The following is a 25054-nucleotide window of genomic DNA, read 5'->3' as shown; positions in this document are numbered from 1 at the left end:
AAAAAACTGGTGAAGGAGTAGGTGCGTGGGAGCAGCTATGTAGTAAGCAGTGAGCGATGGATGATGGGCGCAGATCAACAGAGAATTTCATCGCGTGTTGACGTTCAATTTGTCACGTTACGTGCTAGAAGAACTGGTCCTGTCGCATTAAGAACTTATCTTTTAGGCAGACTTGTTTAGCAGGCAACACTGTGGTGTTGATGCCGGCATGGCAGTTCCAGCTAGGTGGCGTGAACCTAAGGCGTGATCATCACCTTCGACGCATGAAAACGAGATCTTGCATAAATTTCATGGCGGCTGGATGCACGCTTGTATTTTTAGTTTATTTCCCAAAAGACAAAGGAAGAAGTATGAAGGTTTGGTCAAGGCCGCAAATCCGTGAGATCGCTTGTGGTTGCGAAATAAATTCGTATTCCTCGGGCGACTTGTTCTGACAACGAGGCAGCTACCGTCCGTTGCGACTTTTGCTCTTCTGATTTCTGAGACTTTCGGCCTCGATAGTCCGTTTGATTGGCGTATTGCCATCTTCAGTGTGCTTGGCAAGATGCTGTTGTGCATGAGGGAGCGGCCTGCGCTCAACGTGGCCTGAGGAAATGCTCAGCTTTGAGATTGGTAGCGGACGCACACGCGTCTTCTGTGCATCCTGTTGCGCAGAGTGCCCCTGGGTTGCGCGCGTGGGGGAGCTTCTTGACGGCGCGTAGTTCGACAGTGAAATGGCCGTTGCCGACATATATGAGAAGAGTGGCGCCCGTATGGGCAGATTTCCGCCGGCTGTTCTGATGCCGCTGTCGCCCGTCTCGATCTGCGCCGCAACATTTTGTCTACAGCAACACTATCAACTCTATTCTCAACGCGATCATCCCCGAACGGGCCTTCGTCGATGCAGACAGTTGGGAGGTAGCCAAGGATCGAATGGATATTCGCTTGTGAATGCTTTTTCCCCTCCCGAGACCGCGTGGTCGCCCGACCAATTGGAAGCGCAGTTACGTGCCATCGGCGCAGAGCGCTATCATGATAAGCATCCGTTTCATGTTCTTCTGCATGATGGTGGACTCAGTCGTGGCCAAGTCCAGGCTTGGGCATTGAATCGTTTCGAGTACCAACGCTGTATTCCGCTCAAGGATGCAGCGCTATTGGCGCGTATCGAGGCGCCAGACCTTCGCCGTGTCTGGCGACAGCGCATCATCGATCACGATGGTGACGGCGCCGATGATGGTGGTATCGCGCGCTGGCTACGTTTAACAGACGAACTTGGTCTAGATCGCGAATTGGTGGAGTCTGGCCGCGGTCTGCTCCCGGGCACGCGCTTTGCCGTACAAGCCTATGTCCATTTTGTTCGCGAGCGAAGCCTGCTCGAGGCGATCGCTTCTTCTTTGACGGAACTGTTCGCGCCCACCATTATCAGTCAGCGCATCAGCAGCATGCTTGCCAACTATGACTTCGTCTCAAGCGACGCACTGAGCTACTTCAATCAGCGTTTATTTCAGGCGCCGCAAGACGCGAGCTTCGCCCTAAACTACGTAAAGTGCCACGCGCGTACGCCCCAGCAGCAATTCGACGCGATCCAGGCACTGCAATTCAAGTGCGACATACTATGGTCGCAGCTTGACGCGCTCTATCTGGCATACGTTGATCCTGGCCTAATTCCGCCCGGAGCATTTCATCCAAGTGAGGCGAGGGATGAGCGGGTCCGACTATGGCGACATTAACCCCAAGCAGCGTACTGCGTTTGGCAAGTGGCGTGCGTCTATGCCGCGACGTGGTGCGTGGACAATGGGTGCTGCTCGCGCCCGAACGCGTGATTGAGCTGGATGATATCGCCTACGAAGTGCTGGCTCGCCTGGATGGGCAGGGGGATATTAACTCTCTCGTTGCCCTGTTATCGCGTGATTTTCAAGCGGATCCTTCGCAGATCTCTGACGACGTGATGGAGCTACTCGACGTTCTTCACGGAAAGCAGTTGCTGTGCAAATGAACGCTTCGTTTCCACCGCCGCTGGCGATCCTGCTGGAATTGACGCACCGCTGCCCACTGTCGTGCCCCTATTGCTCCAACCCGCTGCAACTGATCAGTCAGCGTGCTGAACTGGATACCGCGGATTGGCTGCGAGTGATCGACGAAGCTGCAACGCTAGGTGTTCTACAGGCGCATTTCTCTGGTGGTGAACCCACGCTCCGAAAAGACCTGCCTGAGCTACTGTTCCGCTCGCGGCAGAGGGGTTTGTATAACAATCTCATTACTTCTGGCGTCGCATTGGACCTCGAGAGACTCGCGGTCCTGCGGGACGCTGGGCTTGATCACGTCCAACTTAGCATCCAGGACAGTGTTGCCACCGAATCCAATCGCGTCGCAGGTTATCGTAATAGCCACGCACGTAAGCTCGCTTGCGCCAGCTGGGTGTGTGCGCTTGGAATGCCTTTGACGATCAACGTCGTCATTCATCGCCATAACATCGAGCGAGTGACGGATATGATCGCGCTGGCGGTGAGTCTGGGCGCTACTCGAGTCGAGGTCGCACATACCCAGTACTATGGCTGGGGTCTGCTCAATCGTGCCGCGCTACTGCCCACCCGCGGGCAGGTCGATACTGCCACTGCGGCTGTTGAAGAGGCGCGCACGCGGCTGCGCGGCGTGCTGACTATCGACTACGTAACGCCGGATTACTACGCGCGTCGGCCTAAGGCCTGTATGGGTGGCTGGGCCAGGCGCTTCGTTAATATCACGCCGGAGGGGAGGGCGCTTCCTTGTCATGCTGCTGAGACAATTCGGAGCTTGCAATTCGACTCGGTGCGCGAGCGGTCGCTAGCAGATATCTGGTATCACTCGGAGGCCTTCAAGCGCTACCGTGGCAGTGACTGGATGCCGGCGCCATGTCGGAGTTGCGATTATCGCGAGATCGATTGGGGCGGTTGCCGCTGCCAGGCCCTTGCGCTGGGCGGTAGTGCAGATACGCTCGATCCGGTCTGCGAACGCTCACTCGATCACAGCCGCCTTCGCGAGCTTGCGCGCAGTGAAGCGCATGCCGCTGGCCCAGCTTTTATCTATCGTCACGGAAAGAGAGAAGGCTTCGACTCGTAGCGGTGTCTTCAGTGCCTATAGTGAAGCGCGTCTGCAGGCGGCTGCTTCGCGCTTTACTTTCTGTAGGCATCAAGCTCTCTGACACACTCTCGCTATCCATGTTTGTAAGGCGGATAACGAAAAATTTCGGATGCGTCGGAGGTATCTACGCTTTCTTTCGCCGCAGCGTGCAGCCGTTCGCTTAGCGTGTGGCTACGCGAAGCCCCGGCAAAAAGCAGGGGGCAGCGCAATCCATTCAGCCCCTCTATCATCTCGAAAAGGCGCTCTCAACGGCGATCATTGGCCACAACCTGCCAACGACGTATGTCCTATTGGCCCGTAGTCGCGTAGCAGCGGTACGGTGCCAGGCAACTGCCAGGCCTACAGCGGCACGCCGGTGAATATGTAGGTGCCGTTTAGCGGGCATCCGATTGCTCAGAATCGGCAGAAGGGAAGGGGCGTAGTGGTTCGTCTCTTGCAGATGTTCGCAGGAGGTGGCATCACGCCGAGCATCGCTGATAGGTACGGGTTCCATTGGGACTCCGCGGGCGGCTTTCTGAGGTTGTGATTGATTGTTCCGCTGATTCGCCGTGTAGTAGATCAAGCGCAAAGCGCAAAGCGCAAAGCGCAAAGCGCGTTGCAGATACTGTTTTGCAAGGTCGGGCGATGACAAGCGTTCGTCGGCGGCTTCAGAAAATTAATGCGTTGGCGAGTGCTGAGTAAGCGGTGGTCCTGGTGGGTGCCGCGGCGAACTAAGCCGAGCGCGCGAACCATCGGAGGGGCAGCCTTGTCTCGTTACCAAATCACCCTGAATCGAAGGCCAGGATCGTTGCTGGACTTTGTTCCTTTGCAAGATGTTGCGTTGGCCTATGTGCAATCACTAGAGGCGCTGTGCGACGTGCGCCTGGAAAGCGCGTCCGAAAGGCAGGTAGTCATAAGCTTTCTGTGGAGCAAGGTCGGTTCCCGGGACATTCCTCAGGACAAGCTCGACTACTACGGCCTGGAGCGTGCTGGGTAGGGTGGTCGGAAGGGGCGTCCGGCGTAGTGCGAAGAGCGCGAGTAGTGCTCGGTTTTCACATTGTGCGCGGATGCGCCGTACATTGCGCCGGGTTCTTCTCATGGATGCCGGGTTCACTGCCAATCGGCCGATGGTTTTCCCGGAATGTGATTGATTGTTCCGGTGGTTCGCGGTGAAGTGAGCGAAGTGCAGAAGGCGTTGCGCGCATCGTTTTGTAAGGTCGGGTGACAGCAGGCGTTTGTCTACGACTTCCGCAGTTAATACGTTGGCGAAGTGATGAGTAAGCAGCAGACTTGGTGGTGCGCCCTAAGCGGGCATGCCCTCCGAGCCCATTCGGGCGTCCGACGAGAACTAGCTGAGAGCGCTATGGTGAACGCCTCTCGGGTTGATGTCGGGTCAGGCCCTGGAAAGCGGCGCTCGATAGCTCGAGCGGGCCGGCCGCCGTGCACGGGTTGCTGCGTGTTGCCTCTCGTGCTCGGCGGGGGCGCGATGCCGAGCAAGGTTCTCGGCACATCATTAGTGATGAAGCGATGGCATAAATCGCTTGGGTCGTATCTCGCCCGAGGCGTGCCGAGGTTCCTCGAAGGCGCCAGTGTGCCGACATCAGGTCGAAAGAAGGCTGGGTTCTGGAGTTTCTGAGCGGCCACAGGCTATCCATTCGTTCCGAAAGTTGGTCCATGGAATACGAAATGGGCCTGAGCCGGTTGGGATTCATGGCCGTCGATGGCTGCGGCAGAGCCAGCAGTCGCTGATATCGACGATGTCCTCCTAGCTATGCGGTATGCCATCGCGTTGATGGCGCTCTGATCGTTAGGTCGGCGAGCGTGAGCTCGGCTCCGTTGATGGGCGTCGGTGCGTTAGAAGGTGGGATTCAATGGGTCTCACGCGAAACGAAGAGGAACGTTGGATGGAATATGTGCGGATAGATTCGTCGCTCATAACCTTTGCTCGCGAAGCCATGCTTAGTGAAATACTCGTGAGCAACTGGAGCCCCCCGTACGGTGCCTCGGCGCGGTTCGCGGGCCGCTGGATTCAGGGGCGGCGATGAGCGATTACCTTCAAAAGGTTGTGTTCGGATTCGCCACGCTATTGCCGTTGGCGAACCCGCTGGCAACCATGGCATTGCTGCCGACCATTAGCCGCCACTACAGCGCTCGTGAGATCGACCGCCAGATCATCAAGACATCGATCAATGTCGTGGTGATCATGGTGGCGACCTACTATCTCGGCACGATGCTGATGCATGGGCTCGGGATCTCTATTCCCGGCCTGCGCATCGCCGGTGGACTGACCGTCAGCTACATCGGCTTCTCGATGCTGTTTCCCTCGGCCAAGGATGATCAGGAAACGCTGTCCGAGGACGTGGCTCGGCAGCCGAAGAAGATGCAGGATTTTTCGTTCTTTCCCCTGGCGATGCCGAGCACTATCGGCCCCGGCAGCATGGCCCTGATAGTCAGCATCGCCAGCACTGCACAGAGTGAGAAGTCGATCGCGTGGACCTCGCATTTGGCGGTGCTGACGGTGGCTGCGCTGTTCGGCGCACTGACCTGGGTCGGACTGAAAGGAGCCGGGTCGATGATGCGCGTCCTCGGCGCGTCTGGCCTGGATGCTATCTCCAGGCTCATGGGGTTCTTGCTGATCAGCATGGGTGTCCAGTTCGTCATCAACGGGGGGCTGGAGATTTATCGCCAGGAACTGCGCCCGCAGGTCCGGACCGAAGCCAACGTGAGGGTGGCGCGTGTGGATTCGCGATGGGATGCCGATATTGCGGGCGAGTCGGAGTTCTCTTCGGGTCGCGAATGGACGACGAGCGCTGCGGCACCCGCCTTGTCGGTCGCGTGGCCATTTCTCGTGGTTGGCGGCCGGGCAATTGCGCGCAGCTGCGACGAAGCAGGCTCGATGAGCCAAGAGAAGTCAATCGTTTGAATGTTACGGCAGGGCGCAGCGGCCTGCCTGCATAGCGTAGTTCTATTTAACTCCGAGGAAGGCTTATGCCTCTTAAGCTCGATATTCTGATAAATAATCCCTGGCCAATGCGCCTCGTCTCGGCTGTTGTATTCCTGCTTGGCCTCGCGTTGTTTGGCGGCGGCGTCTATCTGGCGGTCCTCGGCGGTTCCTGGTACTACCTGTTAACGGGCTTGGCGCTGATGGTATCCGGCGGTCAGCTGTTCCGTGATCGCCGGGATGGTGTCTGGTTGTTCGGCGGCGTGTTCGTCGCCACGATCGTGTGGACCATCTGGGAATCGGGATCCAGCTATTGGGGCTGGGTGCCACGCTTGGGGCTGTTGACCGGGCTGGGCATGGTGATCGCACTGCTGCTCCCGCGGTTGGGCTTCACCCGCAAGCAGTCGTGGGCGGCGACCGGCGTTATGGCGGCGATCTTTGCGGTCGCCTTCGTATTCGCCTTCGTCCCTTACCACGTCACCTCGCCCACCACGGCGATTCCCGACAGCCCTTTGGCGAAGGCGACGCGCCCTGCGCCGGCATCGGGCGATTGGATCGCCTACGGCCGCGACAAAGAGGCCACGCGTTACTCGCCGCTGGCGCAGCTCACCGCGGCCAATGTCGGGCAACTCAAACGCGTGTGGACCTATCGCACCGGGGATTTGCCACCGACCGGCAAGGTCAACAAATGGGGGGCACAGACCACTCCGCTCAAAATCGGTAATGGCCTGTACTTGTGCACTGCAACCAACAATCTGATGCGGTTGGATCCTGCTACCGGCAAGGAAGTCTGGCGCTTCGATGCGGGCGTCAAATACACAAGTGTGCCGTATACCGCCGCCTGCCGTGGCGTCAGTTACTACGAATCCAATCAGGTGGCAGAGGGCGCGGTTTGCAAGCGCCGCATCATCGAAGCCACCCTGGACATGCGTTTGATCGCGGTTGATACGGAAACTGGCAAGCTCTGCCCGGATTTCGGCAACAACGGCCAGACCGACATGATGGTTGGCTTCGGCAAGGTCGTGCCAGGCTTCGTTGCAACCACTTCGCCGCCACCGATTGTCAACGGAGTAGTAGTGGTCAACCACCAGGTACTTGACGGCCAGCGCCGCTGGGCTCCGTCCGGCGTTATCCGCGGCTACAGCGCGGAAACCGGTCGGTTCGTTTGGGCCTGGGACGTAAAACGTCCATACGATCGCAATGAGCCGCCGCCGGGCAAGACCTACAGCCCCGGTACGCCAAATTCTTGGGGCGCGATGATCGGCGATGACGCACTGGGCCTGGTCTACGTACCCACTGGAAACTCCGCTGCCGACTATTACAGCGCCCTACGTTCGCCAGAGGAAAATCGGGTGTCCAGCGCCGTGGTCGCGTTGGACGCTGCTACCGGCGAGCAACGCTGGGTGTTCCAGACTGTGCACAAAGACGTGTGGGACTACGACATCGGATCCCAGCCCACGTTGATGGACTATCCCGGCGAGGATGGTCAGACGGTGCCGGCCATCATTGTGTCGACTAAGCGAGGGCAGACCTTCGTGCTCGATCGCCGCAACGGTACGCCGCTGACCCCGGTCGAGGAGCGGCCGGCGCCAGCAGCAGTGTTGCAGGGTGATCCGCGCGCGCCGACGCAGCCGTGGTCAGTCGGTATGCCGCGGCTTGGTTTTCCCGACTTGACCGAGCAGCGGATGTGGGGCATGACCCCATTGGATCAGCTGTATTGCCGCATCCTATTCCGAAAGGCCCGCTACGAGGGCGAGTTCACGGCGCCGAGCATGAGTCGGCCCTGGATCGAGTATCCCGGCTACAACGGTGGCACCGACTGGGGCAGCATGGCGTTCGACCCGCAGACGGGCATCCTGGTGGGGAATTGGAACAACACGCCGATGTACAACCAATTACTCTCGCGCGACCAGGCCGATGCGCGTGGCCTGAAAGCGATTGACGATCCCGAGTACAAACCGGGTGGTGGTGGCGCCGAAGGTCCCGGCGCGATGGCGCAGACGCCTTACGGCGTGGACGTCCATCCGTTCATGGTGAAGTTCACCAATATCCTGTGCAACGAACCGCCGTACGGAATGATCACTGCAATCGATATGCACACCCGCAAGGTGCTGTGGCAGCGGCCGCTTGGCACCGCACGCGCCAACGGTCCGTTCGGTCTTCCGACATACATGCCGATCGAAGTCGGTACGCCCAATAATGGTGGGCCGATTATTACTGCCGGCGGCTTGGTATTTGTCGCCGCAGCGACCGACGGCTTGATCCGTGCCATCGACATGAAAACCGGCAAGGTGGTTTGGAGCGATGTGCTGCCGGCTGGCGGTCAGGCTACGCCGATGACGTATGAGGTGGGAGGGCGTCAGTACCTGGTGATGATGGCCGGCGGCCACCACTTCATGCAGACGCCGGTCGGCGACTACGTGGTCGCGTATGCCTTGCCCGATGCAAGTGGACAGTCTGCTCAATGACCGATCGAAGCCGCTCCCACGAATGGAACTCGCGGGAGCGGTGGACGACTTCTGATCTTATAGATCGCACGGCCGTTGGCAGAGTGAAGCGGACAGCGATTGCTTGGATGGTGCGCCGTTGCGAGCGGGCTACTGCATGGCAGTCGGCGATGTCAGCGGCGATTTCTAACAGTCGATCGCGCATGGGTTTTCTCAAGGCCCGTGGGCCAGGGTACTTTCATGATCGAGAAAGATGCCTTGTTACTGACGAGGGTGCAGTTCTCCTTCACGGCGTCGTTTCACATCGTGTTCCTGTGCTGAGCATTGGCCTGGCTAGATACCCGGCTGTGTTGGAAGGGGCGAGGCTAGGGTGACCGATATGGGTATCGGCCTTGATTTGCCGACGCTACTGATAGCGGTGATCGCGTTCGGCATTTTCGTTTACGGGACGCTCAACGGTTTTGAGCTGGGCGTCGGCTTGCTGTTTCCCTTCTTTCGTGGCGACTGCGACCGTCAACTGATGATGAACACGCTCGCGCCGATCTGGGGCGGGAACGAGACTTGGCTGGTGTTATGCGGAGCGGCTCTATTCGCGGCGTTTCCGGTGGCTTACGCGACCTTACTGCCGGCGGGGTACCTTCCGTTGGTACTGATGCTGTGCGGGCTGATCTTCCGCGGCGTGGCTTTCAAGCTGCGCGCCAAGTTCAATCGCACCCGTTTCCTTTGCGACGCGGCTTTCTGTGGCGGCTCGGCGTTGGCGACCCTGGCGCAGGGCATGGTGCTCGGAATCTTGCTGCAAGGCACCCCCGCGATCGAGCAGCACTACGCCGGTGACGACTGGGACTGGCTGTCGCCGTTCAGCCTGTTCTGTGGGATCGGCCTGTTGGTGGCTTATGCCGCTTTAGGCTGTGCTTGGCTGATCATGAAGACGCGCGGCCCTCTGCAGCAAGGTATGTTCATTGCGATGCGCCTGTTGACTCCCGCCTTGCTGGCGATGATAGGCATCGTGAGCTTGTGGACGGTGATCGGTCAGGCAGAAGTGCGCGCGCGTTGGCTCGATCCGCATAACTTGCCGTACTTCCTGCTCATGCCATTGCTGGTGCTGGGCTGTGTGATCGGGATTCTGCGCGCGGTTGAGCGGCGGCGGGAATGCGCGCCGTTTCTGTTCGCTATGAGCCTAATGTTACTGGCCTATAGTGGATTGATCATCAGCATATTCCCAAACATCGTTTCACCCGACGTGGGCCTTTGGAACGCACCTTCAGCCCATTGCAGCCAAGTGCTGGCATTGATTAAAACCGCGATCATTTTGCCCTTCGTGGTTGCCTACACAGCGCTGAATTACTGGGTATTCCTCGGAAAGGACCGCCACGATGACCGACGCCGATGAGTGCGGCCTGCCGTGATGGTCATGGCTATGGTTCCCAGGGGCGGTGGTTCCCCACCGGCCTGCCGCCACATCGGCTTTGCACAGTCGCGGTACGCCTATCGATGGAGCCGGTGTTGGGCGAACTCGGAGCCCGCAGGCCCTGTTGCAGTTTCAACCAAAAATATCATTGATAGATAGCGCCCTATGTTGAGCAACTTGAGCACGAGACTTAACGCGGCGCTGTGGGCCGCACTCTCATTGGCATCGCTGTGCGGTTGCGCGATGGTCAAGACCAGCACGCTGAGCCCGCGCGAGTACATTGTCAATGAGCGTGGCGATGTGCTCAGCTCGGGGAAGGTAAGCGCGGCGACCCACGAGGTATTGCGCGCCACCGGCTTGGATCAGGCCCAATGCGCAAAAATCTCCCGGGATTGCATCGATGCGCTTTCCATGCGTGTCGATGAGCCAGATGAACGACGCCTCGCCGCTGTCACGGAACTGTGGTTGAAGGAGGCGGTCACGCGCGAAAAGATCGCGAACGATGCAACCCTGGACGCGTGGTTCGAAGTCGCGCGGAACGCCTATGCTTATTTGTTCTTTTCTGCTCGCTCGACCGGTGAGCGAGCACTCGAGGCGCGGCAGGTGCAGGTAGCCGATTACTACGACTATGCCACGCAGCGGATCGTCACCGGTCTGTATCAGAAACGGCGGGGAGACGGAGAGGAGACCAGCATTCGCAATACGTTCGAGGCGGCTGGCTGGAAAATCCACATGGACGCATCGAGAGTGCGTTTCCCAGAAGGGGCGACCCTTCCAAAGGAACTGATCCCGGCAAACACGCTAGCGTTTTCTGGACTGCTGAGCACCTACCGACGCGACGGTCTGGGTACAGAGCTGGTGGCAGTGATGAACGACGAGCCAGACATGGTGGACGCCGAATCGGATGGGCGCGATCGACCGGCCTACAGCGAAATGCCCTCGCCCACGCTAACAGCCTTAATTCATTTCACAGGGAAAAATCTCAGCGAAGTACTGGCCACACGGGAGGCACGAATCGCCGTGCACGACCCCTATCAGGATGATGCGACTGACATTCAAGGCAAGCGTGTCCCACTGTCGGCGGACTTCACTGCGGGATACGCCTTGTGGCTATCCCGGGCGCGTTTCTCGCGGCAGGCAATCAGCACGTTGCTCGGGCGAAAGCAGGGCATCGACAGGCCGCATATCTACATGATGCAGCCGTTCGATCCGAATCGCCGTATCCTGGTCATGTTGCACGGGCTCGCCAGCAGTCCGGAAGCGTGGGTCAACGTCGTCAACGAGGTGACCGGCGATCAGGCGCTGCGCGAGCAGTTCCAGGTCTGGCAGGTGTACTACCCGACGAATGCGCCGCTTTCCTATAACCAGGCGACCATCCGCGACGCCATCCTTCGCAGCTTGCGCCACTTCGATCGGGATGGCGGTTCGCGTGCCTCGCACGACATGGTGTTGATTGGCCACAGCATGGGCGGAGTGCTTGCTCGGCTATTGGTGTCCTCTTCCGGGGATACGCTGTGGAACGAACTCCGGCAGGAATATGCGGTCGACGACAAACATGCCGAATCCATGCGCGCCCGGCTTGATCCGCTGCTGCGCTTCGAGCCGCTGCCGCACGTAGAGCGAGTGATTTTCATCGCTTCGCCCCATCGCGGTACCCGAGTGGCGGGCACGGGACTGGTGCAATGGCTGGCGGGGCTGATCAAGCTCCCCGACACATTGAATTCCGGTTTCGGCGATATTATGCAGGAGCTTGCCAAGGGCAAGCACGCAGACGGTTCGCGCCGTGCTATCCCCAATAGCGTGGATAACCTCAGCCAAACCAATCCCTTCGTCCGAGTCGCGGCGGATCTGCCGATTTCGCCGAACATGCGCTATCACTCGATCATTGCCCGACGTAATCCCAAGGTAGCGCTGGAAGCGTCGGACGACGGTCTGGTGCCGTATTCCAGTTCGCACCTGCCAGAAGCTGTTTCGGAAATAGTGATTACTTCCGGCCACAGTGTGCAGAAGACCGCGGCGGCGATCAACGAGGTGCGCCGTATCTTGCACGAGGATGTCGCGACTCTGCAGGCCGGCGCACGCTGAATCGATTGTGAGTGCGCGCTACTCGAAACGAAGGGAGTCGCGTTACTGCCGACGCTCCACTCCCACAGTGAAACTGCGGCCCGCGCCAGGTTCGTAGAAGCGTGCGTTGCTCTCGTTGACGATCACAGAGCCGACATAGTCGCGGTCGAACAGATTGTCCGCTCGAACGAATCCTTTCCAGCCGCGCGATCCGTGCCATTGCAGGCGCAACGCGAATTGGGCATAGCCGGCGGCTTGTTCGCTATTGAGATCGTCCACGGCGGTTGCGCTGCGGACGCGAAGCTCGAGAGCGGAGTCGAGTACGGCGTCGGCGGTCTCCCAGGCTAGTTCGGCATACCCGCTGGTCTGCGCTATGCCTGGCACGCGGTTGTTCGATGCGACGAAGCGCCTACCCGATATGGTGTTGTATGAGAATGGGCTCGCGAAGCGCGCACGGGTCCAGTTGAGTGAGGCAAGGTAAGACCACTGTGAACCCCAGCGGCCGTTGATCCCGAATTCGGCGCCAGTCCGGAGGGTGTCGCCAGCATTGGTGAAGCTGGCGCGCCCGCCGCTGCTTGTCGCGGGCACGATCTCGTCGTTGCCGTCGATGCGATACACCGTCGCGGTGACCTCGCCCCAACGCGGGCGCCAGCGTACGCCCACCTCGGCAGTGGTGTAGCGCGCGGCGCGAAGTTCGCGATTGAAGCCGGAGAGATTGTCGGGCCCGTAGGCCAGTTCGGTAACCGTCGGGGTTTCGTAGCCGTTGCCGACGCTCGCGAACAACTCGCCCTCGGCGAAAGCGCGGGCGACGCCTAGCGAGAACGTAGTCTTGCGGTAGTTGAGCCGGCCTCCGTCGTCGCCATTCCCCGCTGCACGGTAGTCGTCATCCGAAGAAAACCGCATGCGACCGTAGCGCAGGGCCACGAGCATCTTCCAGTGCTCGCCCAGGCTGCGGTCGGCGACCGCGAAGGCGTCGGTGCTGCGGACCCTGTTGTCCTCGTCGCGGCGCAACCGGCCGCGCACACCAAGACGCGGTGCGGCGCCGGTGCCGACGAAGTTCTCATAGCCTTTTCTGTCCTCATTGAGCCGGCCTAATTCCAGGCCGATCAGCAGTGATCCCTCCGGACTTTGCGAGCGGTGGCCAAAATCAAGGCCGGCGCTGATCCGGCCCACGTCGACGACGCCTCCGGCGCTAGTGGGCGCTCGTTGCGCGCTGACTGGAACGGACAGGAATTGCACGATATCGCGCTGGATGCCGTGAGCGCCGATCCAATAGGAGCGTCCCTGTGCATAGGTATCCTCCAGGCGCGCTCCGATCTGCAGGTTGTCGATGCGCTTGCGGGTATCGAACGTGAACGCGGCCGGATCGGTGCCGCGCGGGGTGCGCTGCAGTTGCTGGCGGCTCAGGCCGAGCGGATCGTCCGTGTAGGGCTGGGTCAATCCCGTCAACACCAAGCGCAGATTGCGACGGTCGTCGGGCGACCATTGCGCGACCATGTTGAGTTGGGCGCGCTCGGCGGCGCTGTGCGCTCGCTCACCGCTACTGATGAAATGGCTGCCATGCGCGCGCCAGCGCCAATCGCCGCCGCCGCCCAGCGCACCCGCTTCGACTCGGCGGCTGCGGTGGCTGCCGGTCCATGCGGATGCCTGCACGCCATCCGCGCCGTCCAATGCGGTCTCGGCGAGGATGACGCCTCCGGCGGCGTTGCCGTACTGCAATGCCAGCGGGCCGCGTAACACCTCGATCCGGTCCAGCGAGCCGATCGGAAAGGAGGAGGCTTGGCCTTGGCCGTCCAGTGCAGTGGCGGGGATTCCGTCGACGACCAGTTTGATACCGCGAATGCCAAACGTCGAACGGGCGCCGTAGCCACGGCTCTGGATCTGTAGATCCTGAGAATAGTTCTGCCGGTCCAGTACGTTGATGCCGGGCACGCGCGCCAAGGTCTCGGCCAAGCTCACCTGGCGCTGCCCGTCGCGCAGCGTCTCACCTTCGATGATGCTGACCGAGCCCGGAAATCCAGACAGCGGACGTCGATCGCCAAGGACGCGTACCGTATCCAACTGCGTAGCCGGATCGATTTGAGGCTCAGCGGCCACGCAATATCCATTGGTTGTCAACGCTACGTACAACGCGGTATGCCACGGCCTGGTTTTGCTGGAACTACTCTTGCGCATCGTTAGGTCGCGACAGGGGGGCGGAGTTCACCGGCAGACGATAGCGCCACATTGCCAGAGCGCCGTAAACGACCGCCAACAACGTTAGCGTTCCCAGTTCTGGAAGCACTTCGTCAAGACTCGCGCCCATAGCATTGATCTTGACCATCACGTTAATGCCGGCCGTGGTCGGCACCAGCTTGGCAGGCCAAAGCAACCAAGGCGGCATGGATGTCGATGGCCAAGACAGTCCGGCCAGAAAGTACATCGGCATCGACAGCAACAAGATCACTTGCATCGCGCGTTCGCGAACCCGGAAGAAGCTGCCGACGAATGCGGCGAAACTCACCACCGCGGCGATGTATAGCATTGCGCACAAGAACAGTCCGGGCAGATTGCCGCCGCGAGGAAAATCTTGGATCCAGTAGACGAAACCCGAGTAATACAACAGGTTCAATGTGCCGATCAGCCAGAACGCACTCAGACTGCCGAACAGCGTCGCCGTCCGCAGTGCTAAGCGTCCACGCAGTTCCTGGCGCGTGCCGATCAGCAGAACCATACCTAGCAACAGAGTTTGCTGGACGATCAACACGGACACCGCGGTGACCACAGCGCTGGCATAGCCCTCGCGCGTGTTGAACAGCGGGCGCTGCACGAGGCGCATTGGCGCGGTGTTTGGCAGGCCTTCGAACTGCGCCTGTACCAACACCGCTTCCTGCGAGAAACCTGCGACCGCGTCGGCCAAGCCCTGCAGGACTGTATTGGCCCGGCTCAACAAGGCGCCTTCGGCGAGAAAGGTGACCCGGCCTTGCTCGCCGCGCAGGATGTCGCGTTCGAAATCGGCGTCGACAATTAGGATGCCGTCGGCCTTGCCTTCCGACACCCGCTCCCGCGCTGCGGTGAGAGAGGCTTCCGGCGGGATCAGGTCGACCGCGCGGACTGCGCTGAGCTTGCGTAGCAGATCGCGGCTCATTGGACTGCGGTCGAGGTCAACGACCACAGTAGGCAGCCGGGAAGCGACCTGGTGACTGTAAGCGGCCGGATAGTAGAACGAATAGATTATCGTCGCGACGATGATCGACATCACGGCGGCGCGATCACTGAAGATTGCTTTGAGTGCGCCTTGGAACCCGCGGAGAAATTCGTTCATCGCCGCCCCCAACTGCCCGGATCGTGCAGCGCGCGAGCATAGAGTCTTAGGCCGAGACCGCCGCCGATGAGCATGAACAGCCCTAGTGTGGCTAGTGGCCAAAGTGAGTCACGCCAGGGCGCGCCTACGTCCAGCTGCTGCATCTGCAGTTGAACGTAGGCAGTGAAGGGCATCAACCGGCTCCAGATCTGGGTGAACAGCGGGCCTTCGATGGTCGGGAACGTGCCGCCGGAAAACGCCATGGCCACGCCAGCATAGATGCCGGTGAGCGACAGGGCAGTGGCCATGCTGCGGGTGGCGCCGATCAGCAAGCTGCCGATCGCGGCGTAAGCCAGGTACATGCCAGCATAGCCCGTTAGCAGCATGGCGAAGCTGCCGGCGACCGCGCCGCTGCGCAGACCGCCCACCCACAGCAGGGCGAGGGCGCCGTAGATCATGAACAACGACAGGTAAGGCAGCAGCTTGCCCGCAATCGCAGCGATGAACCTACCACCGCTAGCATCCAGCCAGGCCGGCGCGGTGCCGTCGCGCAATTCACGACCGAACGCGCCGACTACCGCAAGACAGAATGCCAACTCAAGTACAGCAGGGAACAGAAGCGATTGCAGAAAGTGTTCGTAGCTTCGTTCCGGGTTGAACAGTACCTTCGACTGCACTCGCACCGGCTCAGCGCGTACGCCGCCGCGACCATGCAGAAACATCTCACGGCCGAGCGAAAGCTCCGCGTTGTTGGCCTGCACGACTGCAGAGATCTCGCGGAACGCCGCCTGCCCCGTGGTCATGTAGCTGGCGTTGTAGTAAGCGATCGCCGTTGCGGTCTGGCCGCGTCCCGCTTCGCGCGACGCGTCTCGCGGAATATAGACCACGGCATACACCTCTACGCGCCGCACCATCGGCCAGGCCCGACTGAGGTCAGCAGGCGTCGCCCGCACGTAGACGCCGGGCGCAGCGTTGAGCATACGCACCAGGGATCGGCTGGCAGGGCTCTGATCATGGTCGACCACCGCTATGGGCACATCGCGCAGGACGGTATGGCTGAAGACCACCATCAGTAGTAGCAGGATCCCCCAAGGGATCCAGGTGATCTGAGCCGCGTCCCAGCGGCTACCGCGCAGAAAGGTAATCTCGCGTCGGGCCGACGCGAGGGTTGCTGCGACGAGGGTTAGTGGTTGGGCCATGCGAACAGCACGCTCATACCGGGCCGGAATCCGGCGATCGGCCGTACCGGACGAGCGCGCACTTCGAAACTCTTGATGTCGTAACCCGCCGACTGGCGTGTGGCCCTCCAGGTGGCGAAATCGCCCGCCGGATTGATGAAATACACCTCAAACTCCCCGTCGCTAGAGAGCGCGGGAATGCGGCCCCGCAGATGTTGTCCCAGCTTGAGTCCGGCGAACTGTTCCTCACGCAGATAGAAGGCGACCCAAACCCGATTCAAATCGATCAGCGTGAACACGGGGTAGCCGGCTGGCACGAGCTCGCCAATGTCGGCCAATCGTTTGTTGACTTCGCCCGCACTCGGCGCCAAACCGCGGACTTCGACGCGCGACGCCTCCACTTCATCCATGCCACCCTCGGCTTGGCGCACCTGCGCCTGCGCGGCCAACTTATCCTGACTGCGGGTGCCGGCCATGGCTAGGTCATACTGTGCGCGCGCCGCGGCGGCTGCTTCATCGGCGCTGCGCTGTTGCGCCAAGGCCTCGTCGCGTTTTTGCAAGGTGACCACGCCTTCGAGGTACAGGTTCTCCACGCGGCGAAAAGTGCTGCGCGCCAGATCGACCGCCGCCGCCGCGCGCTTCCAATTGGCCGCCGCCGCGCGAATCTCTTCCTGGCGCGCGCCTTCATCGGCTTTGGCGGCCTGAGCCCGCGCCGCGTCGAGCAGCGCCCCGGCCTGGCGCCCCTTGGCCTGTACCTCGGGACTGTCAAGTTCGAACAGAATCTGGCCCGCCTTGACCCGGTCGCCCTCTCGTACATGCAACCGGGCTATGCGTGCAGTGATCTTGGCCGAGACCTTGATGGTGTCGGCGTCGGCCGTGCCTTGCACTAAGCCGTCCGGTTTGCGCACAGCCAGCCACAGGCCGCCGATGATGAGCGTCGCGACAATCGCGATTAGGATGAGTCGTTTGTGGCCGAGCTTGGCGCCGGCCGTCTCCTGGGAAGCGTTCTGGTTCATTGCGAAACTACCTTGTCGGCCCATTCGGCGTATTCGGAATAACCATCGATCCGGCCAGAGACTTCCAGCAGCTGAGCCAGTGCGATGTCGTATTGATAGGCCGCTTGGGCGCGATCGATCGAAGCCGAGCCCAGGCGCAGGCGTGCGTCGATGACGTCCAGCGAGGTGGCCTGCCCTTCGCGGAAGGACAGTTCCTGCAAGCGCAGGTTCTCGCGCGACTGAGCGATGGAACTGTCCAGCAACAGGAACTGTTGCCGAGCAGTTTCCAACTGATTCCAGGCGCTGGTGACCGAGATCGCCACTTGATTCTGCGCCTCGCGCAGGCCCGCTTCGGCCTGTTCGAACTGCGCGCGGGCAGCGCCGATCTGGCGCGGGCGATTGCTGCTGGATACAAGGTCGTACTTCAAGCCAATGCCGAATACCCAGTCGGGCTCAGTGAGCGAGGCGTCGTCGCGATAAAGATCGCGCTGACCGAACAGGAATATCTGCGGCTTGAGCTTGGCTTGTTGCGCGCGCACGTTTTGGCTGGTCTGATCGACGATGGCTTGCAGGCGCAACAGCGCCGGATGATGATTGCGCGCAGCACGCTGAAAGGCGTCAAAGTCATCGAGCGGGGTGCTGATCACGAACAAAGGCGTGGTGGTTCCAACGGCCCGGTCTTCGCGCAGAAACCGCTGCAAAGTCGCGGTTATCGTGTCGTGATCGTGCCTGGCCCGCTGGAAGTCTCGTTCGGCCTGATCGCGGGCGACGGTGGCTTGCAGGCGCTGGGCCTTCGTCGCCATGCCACCGCGTTCGAGCTTCTCGGCATCATCGAGGTGCCGCTGAAGTCCGTCGCGGACATCGCTGCGGACCTCTAGCGCCCAGGCAGCCAGCTGTTGCCCAAAGTACAGTTGTACCAGTTGAAGCGTTTGCGACTGGCGCTCGCCGGCATGCTCCGCCTCGGCTTGGCGTACCGCGGCGGCAGCCGCGTGCTGCGCGGCCGAAATCTGCCCGCCGGTATAGATCGGCATGGATGCGGTGAGGCTTGGTCGGAAGCGCCAGTCGCTGTCGCTCAAGTGCAAGGTCGCCGGAGCACCGAAGGGTGCGAGCACCGGAGCCAGCGGCCCCAACGACAAATCCAGAGACTTCTGAAACTTCATCTCGCGCGCATCCAAGGTGATGTCGGGCAAGCGCAGGCTGCGAGACGCTTGCTGCAGATCGCGCTTGCTGTCCACATTGGCTTCGCTGGCGACGAGCGCATCGGACTTCTGTAGCAAACGCGAGCGGGCTTGTTCGAAGCTCAGCGCCCGCGCTCCGTCGCTTGGCATCTCTTGCGCGGCTAACGGCGACATAGTGAGCAATAGCACAAGAGAGAGCGATAGCACTCTATGGCGCACGCCTAATGCAGAGACTCTATCGAGTTGTAGCGCGCGGTCCTCGTTCGGATGGAAGGGATGGAGCCTGGGTCCGATTGCGGCATTATTGAATAACAATCTTTGAATTCGATGTGTTCGCACTTTTAGCTTTCGATAGGTGGTTCTCAAGTGCGAGTATAGATAATTCGAATCTACCCACAATGGGTTGCGAAGCTGTTGCCTTGTTTTTTTTCGCGATGAAAATGTGATTGATTATTTTGAGCAAGTCAGTTTTGCGCGAGTGCGAAGTGTCGCACCGTGGCGAATGTGATTGATTATTCGCGTGATACGAGCTGTGGAGCAAGCGCGGCCCGTATGATGACGGTGTCGAGTTTCACTATCGTCGGCACATCGAATTACGATTTAGTGGGCGATCTTTGCGGATGCGCAGTTGCAATCACATTGCGTAGCGGGTACGCATTCGGTAGTGCGGGGGGGGCGGGCGGGTCCCGATCGGGTGCGTCGTGGCCATTCTCGATCCAGGTGTGCATTCATGATTTCGCCCGAAAGGATTTGCCCGGGCGAGTTTTTCGCCTCGGCAGTACTGATCATGCTTGGCGCTTGGTCGGTCAACAGTCGCCGATGCCGGGTGAGGCATCGTCACCTTCGTCTTGTGGCGATGATGAAGGGGCATCTTTATTGCTGACCTGGGCGGCGCGCGATCATGAATCCTATGCTGACTATCACGCTCGTCATGGCCGATAGGCGATGTCAGGATCTGATCTCCTGTTTCACCGCCGGGTAGATGACCGGCGTCTTCATCGGCGCTGTGAAGATATATTTGACTTACGCCGCGCATTAGCGCGATACCGACGACCCGGCGCGGGAGCTCGCCGCGTTGTGTGATGCTCCGGCATTCCGCCACGCGTCGGCCAACTTGCTCGACGAAGTCATCGCTGCCTTCATGTTGATGTTCGCCAATCTGGCGCTGGGAGCGGGGCGCTAGCGCTCGGGACAGGCTCATTGATGGAGGTGCGGGTGGCCTACATTGCGCACTCTAGTCAGTAAGATGAATGGCATCAGCGCCGGGCGCTGCATGTGGCTATTTTTCGCGACGGGATGCGGGTGCTCGCATACCTCACTGTGATCATTCTTTCTGGGGTGGTGAAGGTGGGTTGTCATCGGGATCGACCAACTGCCGAGAACGGGCGAACTGGCTCGGCAAGACTGCCGTGATGCCAGTGCCCCTGGCTGCAGGTGTGATTGAAATTTCTCTCGCGCTGACAGGATGATTCTCCAGTAGCAGCATTGGAATTAACGGCGCCGAATGTACTTGAACGCTGGCGTACTCGGACGCCGGCGCTCTTGGCTTCGGGCCAAGGAGAAGTTGGATGTTGGATCGAGTAATCCCCCGCGCCCGTTTCTTGGTCGCCGGTCTTGGCCTTCTGTCTCTTACGGGATGCGCCATCAGCCGGATGCCCATTCTCAACCCCGTCGGCCCGGTTGCCGGGAAACAGACCGAACTGCTGCTGATCGCCACAGTAACGATGCTGTTGATCGTTGTGCCGATAATCTTGGCGACGCTGTGGGTAGTCTGGCGCTACCGCGCGTCCGCCAAAAGTGTCGATTACGATCCCGAGTTCACCAGTTCCCGCACCCTCGGCGCGGTTGTCCTGTTTGTTCCGCTGATCACTGTGGCGGTGATTGGTGCGATCACGTGGTTTTCCACCCACGATCTTGATCCCTACAAGCCCATTGCAGGAAAGCAAGCGCCACTAGAAATCCAGGCCGTCGGGCTGGACTTCAAATGGCTGTTCATTTATCCCGAACAAGGGATTGCGACCGTCAACGATCTGGTAGTGCCGGTGGATCGTCCGGTAACGATCCGACTATCTTCCGATCCGATGATGACTTCACTGTTCGTCCCCGGCCTGATCACCCAGATCTATGCCATGCCGGGCATGGAGACCCGCACCAACTTCCTCGCCGACCGAACGATCGAACTGCAGGGCCGCAACGGCAATTACTCGGGTCTTGGCTTTTCGCACCAGCATTTCAAGACGCGGGTGCTGACAAGCGAAGAGTTTGAGCACTGGCTGCGAAAGGTGGACGCATCGCCAAACATGCTCGATCGCGCGGCTTATGACGCGCTAGTGAAACCGACAGACGGCTATCCAGTGACCGCCTATCGCAGCGCACAGCCGGGATTATTCGTCGACATCATCAAGAAGTACTCACCTGCACACACGCCACCTGCGCGCCTGTCGGCCGCTGCCCCGAGTGTGGATGCTGACAACAAACACCAAGAGGGACATCACTGATGCTAGGGCGCCTGAACTACGAAGCCTTGCCGTTCTACAGCCCGATCGCTCTCGGCGGCGCAGCGGTCACATTGCTGGGCGCGCTGGCCGTGGTCGGTATATTGACCTGGTTCAAGCTGTGGGGATGGCTGTGGCGCAACTGGTTGACCACTTCCGATCATAAGAAGATCGGAATTATGTATGTAGTTCTGGCGCTGGTGATGTTGCTGCGCGGTTTCGCCGACGGGATCATGATGCGGTTCCATCAGGCAGCGGCGGTCAACGGCCCGGGATTCCTGGAAGGCGATCATTTTCAGCAAGTGTTCTCCGCGCACGGCTCGATCATGATCTTCTTCATGGCAATGCCGTTTTTTACTGGTCTTGCCAATTACGTAGTTCCGCTTCAGATCGGCGCGCGCGATGTCTCGTTTCCGTTCCTGAACGCGCTCAGCTACTGGTTGACCGTGGCGGGCGCAGGTTTGGTGTTGATCTCGTTGGTGATCGGTAAGTTTTCCACCGCAGGCTGGACCGGATACCCGCCTTATTCGTTGGCGCAGTACAACGACGGCGTAGGTGTCGACTATTGGATATGGGCGTTGTTCATCAGCGGGTTCGGCACCACGTTATCCGCGATCAACTTGATGGTCACGATTCTGCGGCGACGCGCGAATAACATGCTGATGATGGAAATGCCGGTATTCACCTGGACGGTGTTCTGTGCCTGCGTCATCATTCTTATCGCGTTTCCAGCACTGACGGCCGCGCTGGCGTTACTGGCCTCCGATAGGTTGTTCTCGACGCATTTCTTTACGCCGGGTGATGGTGGCAATTTTATGAATTTTGCCAACATGTTCTGGATGTGGGGGCATCCGGAAGTCTACATCCTGGTGTTGCCGGCTTTCGGTGTGTTCTCCGAGGTGGTTACCACGTTCTCGTCGAAGAAGCTATTCGGCTACAAGACCCTGGTCTACGCCACCTTGGTCATCACAGTGATTTCGACCCTGGTATGGGTTCACCACTTCTTCACCATGGGCGCTAGTCCGAAACTAAACGCCGTTTTCGGTATCGCCACGATGGTCATCGGCATCCCCACTGGGGTGAAGGTCTTCAACTGGCTGTTCACCATGTATCGCGGCCGTATACGCATGCATTCGACTATGTATTGGACAGTCGGCTTTATGGTGTTATTCGTGATCGGAGGTATGACCGGGGTGCTGCACGCGATCCCGGCCGTGGACTTCAACCTACACAACACGACGTTCCTCGTTGCCCATTTTCATAACATGATCATCCCAGGCGTGCTGTTTGGGTACATCGCGGGCTACCAGTACTGGTTTCCGAAAGCGTTCGGTTTTCAACTCGATGAGCGATGGGGAAAACGCGCATTTTGGGGCTGGTTCTTCGGCTTCTGTTTTGCGTTCCTTCCGTTGTACGCCCTCGGCATGATGGGCCTGCCGAGGCGCTCATCGCTGATCTTCGACGAAGACATGCGGGCGCTGCTATACGTGGCGTCAGGCGGTGCGGTTCTGATCCTGCTAGGCATCATCTGTCTGCTGGTGCAGTTGTACGTCAGCATCCGAAACCGGAACCAACTGCGCGACGCTACCGGCGACCCTTGGGATGGCCGGACCCTAGAGTGGTCAATTCCTTCGCCAGCGCCTTCCTACAATTTCGCTCGCAGTCCCAAGGTGCTGGGGCTGGACACCTGGGCCGAGGCCAAAGAAAGGAACATCGATCTGTATTCCGGGCCGTATTCGAGCATCGAGATGCCAAAGTCCAGCCCGGCCGGTTTCATCATCGGCGTGGCAGCGTTCCTACTTGGTTTCGGCGTGGTGTTCTGGATGTGGTGGTTGGCTGTGATCAGCTTTGCGGCAATTTTCATCGTGGTAGTCTCCCGCATGTTCAACGATCATTCCGAATACGAGATAGATGCAGCCGAGGTCGCTTGGCTCGATCAGCAACAACGGGGGGAGATCGCGCCATGAGCGACACACTGTTTATCAAGCCGAGCCGTGGCAAGCTGTTGGAGGTGAAGACTTCAGCGCACGGGGAGCGCGCGTTGGGATTTTGGTTCTACTTGATGAACGACTCGGTTCTATTCGGAATCTTGTTCGTAAACTTTGCCGTCCTGTTGAACGGTACAGCGGGCGGGCCGACCATTGCAGACATCGTCTCCTTAAGTCGCGCGGGGATCGAGACTGCGCTACTGCTGACTTCGAGCCTGGCGTTCGGGCTCGGTACGATTTCCGCGTTGTCTTCCAAAAAGAACATGGCCATTGGCTGGCTGCTGGTCACGCTCGCGCTGGGTGGTGCATTTCTGGTACTCGAAGTACTTGAGTTCCGCGAGCTGATCGAGCAAGGCGCAGGCCCCACTCGCAGCGGCTTTCTCAGTGCGTTTTTTGCCTTGCTTGGTGCCCACGGCCTGCATGTGGCCTTTGGCATGATCGGCATCGTGCTGATGATTGTGCAGTTGTCGAAAAGAGGACTGAAGGAATCGGTTTTTTCACGCCTGTATCGGCTCGGGTTGTTCTGGCACTTCCTCGATATCGTCTGGATCGGAATTTTCTCGTTCGTCTATCTGCCTGGGGTGCTGAAATGAGCGATCAAGCCAATCAGGGCGATGTGCCGATTAATCAACCACATCTGGTCAAGCCGCATTTGGGCGGTTATGCGGCCGGATTCGCATTCGCCGTGATCTTGACGGCGGTGCCGTTCGCTGTCGCGGGCTACGATCTTTTGGACCGGCGCTCGACGCTACTGCTAATCGCCCTGTTCGCGGCTATTCAGGCGGCGGTCCATGTTCGATTCTTCCTGCACTGGTCGGGCCGGCGGACACCGGTCGAGGCAACGATCGCCTTAGTATTCACAACCCTCGTCATCGCTATCATGATTGGCGGCGGCAGTTGGGTGATGTCCGACCTGCATCACCGAATGATGCCGTAATACATTGCGCGTCGGCCGACGTGTAAGCGGCTTGGCACAAGAACGCTGACGAGAGGGGCAGCCCTGTTCGGGCCGGGGCTGCCTCGTGCCCACGTCTCACACAGGCGTTGCCGAGTACAGTTCATCCGTCCGTCGTTTGCGGGGAGCGCTGAAGGCAGTGACGCGTAGTTCGAGCGGCTATATCCAGCGACATACCAGACTCAGTACTCGCCGGGTCACGTAATCTGGAGTTCCCAGGATTTCGTGAGCACCCGCTGGTATCCATACTGATAGCTGAAGTGATTCCCGTGTCTGCGCACGAGACGCAAGGCCACGCTAGGTCAGCCTGTAAGCGGGTTAGTGCGCATCGGGTTGGCGTGACCTCAATTGATGCTTGAAATCCTGAGCATTGCTCGCATAAACCATCGCGTGCGATTTCCCGTTCGACGCCAAATCGAACTAAGAAGATCTACCGCGGTTATGTCAGTGCGAATGAGAACGAAACGACAAATTGAGCCCGCCGATCAGATGTCCACAAAATCCTGGCAACTCCAATCGGAATGGAGCGAGCCGCCAACGATTCGGACATCGGGATTTGATAATCGTGCAGACGACCTTGTAAAGACGGCGGCAAGATCGTGCAGCCGGGAGTGTAGTAGATGCGCTCGCGGCCGTCGGAAATTTTCAACCCCTCCTATCTCCCCGAGCCGTCATGCAGGTCGGACTCCACGAGGATGTTGCGCTCAAACGCATGACTCGCCGTTCCGCGTTGGGAAAAATCACCGCGTTTACGGCGTTGCGTCCGACCCGTCGATGGGGATTCTATGATTCGGAGCTTCCGGCACGGCGCCGACTATTCCGGAACCATGACCATCTCTCCACGGCCGGTCGCAAGCCACTCGAACGAAACGTTCAGGGTTATTGCGAGCCGCACCAGATGCGACAGACTCGGATTGGGCCGGGCATTGAGCTCCCAATTCGCGACTGCATTGCGCGTCACATGCATCCGAGCAGCCAATTCGTGCTGGGTCATGCCGGTACGTTGTCGCGCCACGCGTATCCGCGTGGCCATGTCCATGGTGG

At 59.7% G+C, this 25054-nt stretch carries 18 protein-coding genes and 1 pseudogene; 13 read left to right on the top strand and 6 right to left on the bottom strand.

Features of this window, described 5'->3' with window-relative positions:
• Positions 1 to 200: 200 nt before the first annotated feature.
• The 9 genes from pqqA to LG3211_RS22005 all read left to right on the top strand — a co-directional run bounded on the left by pqqA (position 201) and on the right by LG3211_RS22005 (position 11959).
• Complete coding sequence (gene pqqA / locus LG3211_RS27590; protein ID WP_222837545.1) at positions 201 to 434, top strand: pyrroloquinoline quinone precursor peptide PqqA; 234 nt, start codon at positions 201 to 203, stop codon at positions 432 to 434.
• A gap of 492 nt (positions 435 to 926) precedes the next feature.
• Entirely contained in the window at positions 927 to 1709 is a 783-nt protein-coding gene (gene pqqC / locus LG3211_RS22040) for a pyrroloquinoline-quinone synthase PqqC (RefSeq protein WP_057944708.1), read from the top strand.
• Entirely contained in the window at positions 1697 to 1975 is a 279-nt protein-coding gene (gene pqqD / locus LG3211_RS22035; RefSeq protein ID WP_057944707.1) for a pyrroloquinoline quinone biosynthesis peptide chaperone PqqD, read from the top strand. The genes pqqC and pqqD overlap by 13 nt, the downstream gene beginning before the upstream one ends.
• Positions 1972 to 3078 (top strand): pyrroloquinoline quinone biosynthesis protein PqqE, encoded by a 1107-nt coding sequence (gene pqqE, locus LG3211_RS25145; RefSeq protein ID WP_083512753.1) that lies wholly within the window; start codon positions 1972 to 1974, stop codon positions 3076 to 3078. The genes pqqD and pqqE overlap by 4 nt, the downstream gene beginning before the upstream one ends.
• 766 nt (positions 3079 to 3844) lie before the next feature.
• Positions 3845 to 4075: a hypothetical protein gene (locus tag LG3211_RS22025; RefSeq protein WP_148649084.1), complete on the top strand. Its 231-nt coding sequence runs from the start codon at positions 3845 to 3847 to the stop codon at positions 4073 to 4075.
• A 1044-nt stretch (positions 4076 to 5119) separates the two neighbouring features.
• A complete protein-coding gene (locus LG3211_RS22020) occupies positions 5120 to 6001 on the top strand; it encodes a MarC family NAAT transporter (protein WP_057944704.1) in 882 nt (293 codons plus the stop codon).
• Positions 6002 to 6066: 65 nt separating this feature from the next.
• Positions 6067 to 8487 carry a membrane-bound PQQ-dependent dehydrogenase, glucose/quinate/shikimate family gene (locus LG3211_RS22015; RefSeq protein ID WP_057944703.1) on the top strand — a complete coding sequence of 807 codons (2421 nt, stop codon included), beginning with the start codon at positions 6067 to 6069 and terminating at the stop codon, positions 8485 to 8487.
• A gap of 358 nt (positions 8488 to 8845) precedes the next feature.
• Entirely contained in the window at positions 8846 to 9856 is a 1011-nt protein-coding gene (cydB, locus tag LG3211_RS22010; RefSeq protein ID WP_237049904.1) for a cytochrome d ubiquinol oxidase subunit II, read from the top strand.
• Between the two features lie 261 nt (positions 9857 to 10117).
• Positions 10118 to 11959: an esterase/lipase family protein gene (locus LG3211_RS22005; RefSeq protein WP_237049794.1), complete on the top strand. Its 1842-nt coding sequence runs from the start codon at positions 10118 to 10120 to the stop codon at positions 11957 to 11959.
• Positions 11960 to 12001: 42 nt separating this feature from the next.
• Here the strand turns inward: LG3211_RS22005 and LG3211_RS22000 are convergent, their stop codons facing one another.
• The 5 genes and pseudogenes from LG3211_RS22000 to LG3211_RS21980 form a co-directional block, all read right to left on the bottom strand.
• On the bottom strand, positions 12002 to 14035 hold the full coding sequence (locus LG3211_RS22000) for a TonB-dependent receptor family protein (protein ID WP_187313078.1): 2034 nt from the start codon (positions 14033 to 14035) through the stop codon (positions 12002 to 12004).
• Positions 14036 to 14219: 184 nt separating this feature from the next.
• Positions 14220 to 15176, bottom strand: a pseudogene (locus LG3211_RS21995) (ABC transporter permease); the annotation flags it as partial.
• A gap of 62 nt (positions 15177 to 15238) precedes the next feature.
• The gene (locus LG3211_RS21990; RefSeq protein WP_057944699.1) at positions 15239 to 16420 is read right to left on the bottom strand and encodes an ABC transporter permease; all 1182 of its coding nucleotides are present in this window, start codon (positions 16418 to 16420) and stop codon (positions 15239 to 15241) included.
• On the bottom strand, positions 16405 to 17415 hold the full coding sequence (locus tag LG3211_RS21985) for an HlyD family secretion protein (protein WP_057944698.1): 1011 nt from the start codon (positions 17413 to 17415) through the stop codon (positions 16405 to 16407). The genes LG3211_RS21990 and LG3211_RS21985 overlap by 16 nt, the downstream gene beginning before the upstream one ends.
• Positions 17412 to 18746 carry a TolC family protein gene (locus tag LG3211_RS21980; RefSeq protein WP_057944697.1) on the bottom strand — a complete coding sequence of 445 codons (1335 nt, stop codon included), beginning with the start codon at positions 18744 to 18746 and terminating at the stop codon, positions 17412 to 17414. The genes LG3211_RS21985 and LG3211_RS21980 overlap by 4 nt, the downstream gene beginning before the upstream one ends.
• Positions 18747 to 20140: 1394 nt before the next feature.
• On the opposite strand from LG3211_RS21980, the gene LG3211_RS21975 reads away from it, so the two are divergent.
• From LG3211_RS21975 to cyoD, 4 genes are read left to right on the top strand one after another with little or no spacing between them, the layout of a single operon-like run.
• Positions 20141 to 21070, top strand: a complete 930-nt coding sequence (locus LG3211_RS21975) for a ubiquinol oxidase subunit II (RefSeq protein WP_083512751.1) — start codon at positions 20141 to 20143, stop codon at positions 21068 to 21070.
• Positions 21070 to 23034, top strand: coding sequence for a cbb3-type cytochrome c oxidase subunit I (locus LG3211_RS21970; RefSeq protein ID WP_057944695.1), 1965 nt, complete (start codon positions 21070 to 21072; stop codon positions 23032 to 23034). Before LG3211_RS21975 ends, LG3211_RS21970 begins: the two co-directional genes overlap by 1 nt.
• Positions 23031 to 23648, top strand: a complete 618-nt coding sequence (locus LG3211_RS21965) for a cytochrome c oxidase subunit 3 (protein WP_057944694.1) — start codon at positions 23031 to 23033, stop codon at positions 23646 to 23648. The genes LG3211_RS21970 and LG3211_RS21965 overlap by 4 nt, the downstream gene beginning before the upstream one ends.
• On the top strand, positions 23645 to 23992 hold the full coding sequence (gene cyoD, locus LG3211_RS21960) for a cytochrome o ubiquinol oxidase subunit IV (protein WP_083512750.1): 348 nt from the start codon (positions 23645 to 23647) through the stop codon (positions 23990 to 23992). The genes LG3211_RS21965 and cyoD overlap by 4 nt, the downstream gene beginning before the upstream one ends.
• An 832-nt stretch (positions 23993 to 24824) precedes the next feature.
• On the opposite strand, the gene LG3211_RS25140 is transcribed toward cyoD, so the two are convergent.
• Positions 24825 to 25049, bottom strand: a complete 225-nt coding sequence (locus tag LG3211_RS25140) for a helix-turn-helix transcriptional regulator (RefSeq protein ID WP_083512749.1) — start codon at positions 25047 to 25049, stop codon at positions 24825 to 24827.
• Between the last annotated feature and the right edge of the window lie 5 nt (positions 25050 to 25054).

It is taken from the genome of Lysobacter gummosus (assembly GCF_001442805.1).
In the GTDB taxonomy this organism is placed as follows: Bacteria; Pseudomonadota; Gammaproteobacteria; order Xanthomonadales; family Xanthomonadaceae; genus Lysobacter; species Lysobacter gummosus.
This window is presented reverse-complemented; position numbering and strand designations above follow the sequence as displayed.